Below are 2,893 nucleotides of genomic sequence, written 5' to 3' on the forward strand. Positions count from 1 at the left end.
CCGCTGCATGCGGGCCAGCCTCGCCAGCTGGTCCGGGGCGAACCACAGCGCCCCGGCCCGGTCCCGCTCCGGGTCGAGCAACCCCAGCGCGACCAACCGGACCACCAGGTCGGGGTGGGTGCCGGTGGCGCGGGCGAAGGATTCCAGGTCCAGCCACCCATACCGGTCGGGATCGCGCTGGTAGCGGATCAACGCGTAGCTCATCGGGGCACCGGGGATTGAACTGTCGGTCATGACCGCCTCCTCGCCGACGTGCCGCGGGGGTCGAAGGTCGAGGCTGTGGCCAGTTCGGTGAACAGCCGGCGCTCGGCGTCGGTAAGCCGGTCAGGCACCACGATCCGGGCCTCGGCGTAGAGGTCACCGGCCTGGCCGCGCGGGTGGGGCATGCCCTGGCCGCGCAGCCGCAGCCGTCGGCCGCTGGAGGTGCCCGCCGGGACCTTCACCTTGGTCTGTCCGCCGGGGGTGTCCACCGCGACCGTCGCGCCCAAGGCGGCCTCCCACGGCGCCAACGGCAGATCGACGGTCAGGTCTCGTCCGTCGACCCGGTAGCGCGGGTGCGGCGCCAGCCGCACCACCAGGTACAGGTCGCCCGCCGCCCCGGTGGCGCCGATGCCCTGTCCGCCCTGTCCGGCCAGCCGGATCCGCTGGCCATCGGTCACCCCGGCGGGAATCGTCACCCGCAGCGTGCGCGGACCGTCGGGGCCGGGCAGGGTCAGAGAACGCTGCCCGCCCCGGTACGCCTCCTCGACAGTCAGCTCCAGTTCGGCCTCCCGGTCCGCACCGCGCACGGACTGCCCGCGGGCGCGGCCGGTGCGCTGGCCGAAGATGCTGCCGAACAGATCCTCGACATCGAACTCGCCACCGAACTCCGCCCCGAAGGGCGACCCGAACCCACCGCCGACCCCGGAGCCGAACCCGCCGGGGCCGGTGTTCACCCAGACCCGCTCACCACCGGCACCCGGCCCGGACCGCGCGCCGGCTCCGGCGCGGGCGCGCCGCCAGGTCTCGGGGTCGACGCCCTCGGGCACCTGCCGGAAGTCCGGGCCGAACGCGTCATAGCGGCGCCGCGTCTCCGGGTCCGAGAGCACCTGGTACGCCTCGGAGACCTCCTTGAACCGGTCCTCGGCCCCCGGTTGCTTGTTCACGTCCGGGTGGTACTTGCGGGCCAGCGTGCGGTAGGCGCGCTGGATCTCCTCCTGGCTGGCGGTGCGCGACACCCCCAGCGCCTCGTAGAAGTCACGAGCCACCGAGCGTCACCCCCTGCCCCGCTCGTCTCGGGATCCGTCATCGGCGGCAGGTGCGGAGGCGGCGACCACGACGGTCGCCGGTCGCAGTTGCCGGTCGGCGTCGCCGTAGCCGGGGCGCAGCACCTCGACCACGGTGCCGGGCTTGGCCTCGGTGCTCGCGCGGGTGGACACGGCCTCGTGCCGGGTCGGGTCGAACGCCATGCCGTGGTCGTCGCGGCGCGGATAGCCCAGTCCGGCCAGCACCGTCAGGGCCTGGTCGCGGACCGCTCGGATGCCCTGCACGATCGAGCCGGGGTCGGCGTCGGCGTGCGTCAACGCGAGGTCGAGGTTGTCCACGACCGGCAGCCACGCCGCAGCCACCCGGCCGCGCTCGTCAAGGCGTTGCCGTTCGGCGTCGCGGGCCACCCGCTTGCGCAGGTTGTCCAGCTCCGCGGCGGTTCGCCGCCACCGGTCTTCCAGCTCGGCCACCTGTGCCCGCAGCCGAGCTACCTCGTCCTCGGGCTGTGTCGGAGAGGCCGGGTCAGTTTCGGGAGCGGGCGGCTCGGCCCGCTCCCGCACGAACCGCTCCTCCGGCTGCTGCTGCTCGCCGACCGTCGCCCGGCCGCCGGGGTCGAGGTGCTCGCCGGGGCCGGTGTGGGTCCGGTCCTCGGCCATGGCGTGCCTCCTCTCACTCGCTGGTGAACTCGGCGTCGATCACGTCATCACCACCGCCGCCGTCACGCCGGGCACCGCCACCGGCCGGGCCGCCAGCGGTGCCTCCGGCCGCGGTGTCCAGGCCGTAGAACAGCTGCTGCAGCTCCGAAGTCAGCTCGCGCAGCCGCTCGATGCCGACGGTGTCGTCCTTGACGGCCTGGTGAGCGTCGCCGATCAGTAGCTCCGCGCGGGCCTTCTCGTGCGCGGGCGCGGCTTCACCGAGCTCGCCGAGGCGCTTTTCGACCTGGTAGGCGATGGTGTCCAGGGTGTTGCGGGCATCGACGCGTTCGCGGATCTTGGCGTCCTCGCCACGGTGCCGCTCGGCGTCGGCCACCATCCGCTCCACCTCGCTCTGGTCGAGGTTCGAGCTCTCGCTGATCGTGATGGTCTGCTCGGCGCCGGTGTCCTTGTCCTTGGCGGAGACGTTGAGGATGCCGTTGGCGTCGATGTCGAAGGTGACCTCGACCTGCGGCACCCCGCGCGGCGCTGGGCGGATGTTCTCCAGCCGGAACCGGCCCAGCACCCGGTTGTCCGCGGCGCGTTCCCGCTCGCCCTGCAGCACCACCACGTCGACGGCGTTCTGGTTGTCCTCGGCGGTGGAGAACACCTCGCTACGCCGCGCGGGGATGGTGGTGTTGCGTTCGATCACCTTGGTCATCACGCCACCGAGGGTCTCCACGCCCAGGGAGAGCGGGGTGACGTCGAGCAGCAGGACGTCGGACATCTCGCCCTTGATCACCGCGGACTGCAGCGCCGCGCCCAGCGCGACGACCTCGTCCGGGTTGACCGTCATGTTCGGGTCCTTGCCGCCGGTCAACCGGCGCACCAGCTGCTGCACGGCCGGGATCCGGGTCGAGCCGCCGACCAGGATGACCTCGTCGATGTCGTTCGCGGTCACCTTCGCATCCGCCATCGCCTGCTGCACCGGGCCCATGCAGCGCTCCACCAGATCG

The 2,893-nt window shown here is 72.9% G+C and carries 4 protein-coding genes; all 4 read right to left on the minus strand.

From position 1 onward, the window contains the following. The coding region (locus H5411_RS46060; RefSeq protein WP_183127967.1) for a MerR family transcriptional regulator at window positions 1-234 on the minus strand (234 nt) is incomplete at its 3' end. Continuing rightward, window positions 231-1,247: a DnaJ C-terminal domain-containing protein gene (locus H5411_RS46065; RefSeq protein WP_183127968.1), complete on the minus strand. Its 1,017-nt coding sequence runs from the start codon at window positions 1,245-1,247 to the stop codon at window positions 231-233. The genes H5411_RS46060 and H5411_RS46065, both read right to left, overlap by 4 nt. A gap of 6 nt (window positions 1,248-1,253) precedes the next feature. Continuing rightward, entirely contained in the window at window positions 1,254-1,901 is a 648-nt protein-coding gene (locus H5411_RS46070) for a nucleotide exchange factor GrpE (RefSeq protein ID WP_183127969.1), read from the minus strand. Window positions 1,902-1,914: 13 nt separating this feature from the next. Then, the coding region (locus tag H5411_RS46075) for an Hsp70 family protein (RefSeq protein WP_183127970.1) at window positions 1,915-2,893 on the minus strand (979 nt) is incomplete at its 5' end.

This window comes from Amycolatopsis echigonensis (assembly GCF_014174495.1).
Lineage (GTDB): Bacteria > Actinomycetota > Actinomycetes > Mycobacteriales > Pseudonocardiaceae > Amycolatopsis > Amycolatopsis echigonensis.

Bases quoted from the DNA above. Each gene is read 5' to 3' on its own strand.
- H5411_RS46070 (WP_183127969.1), bottom strand. From the start codon at position 1,901: ATGGCCGAGGACCGGACCCACACCGGCCCCGGCGAGCACCTCGACCCC.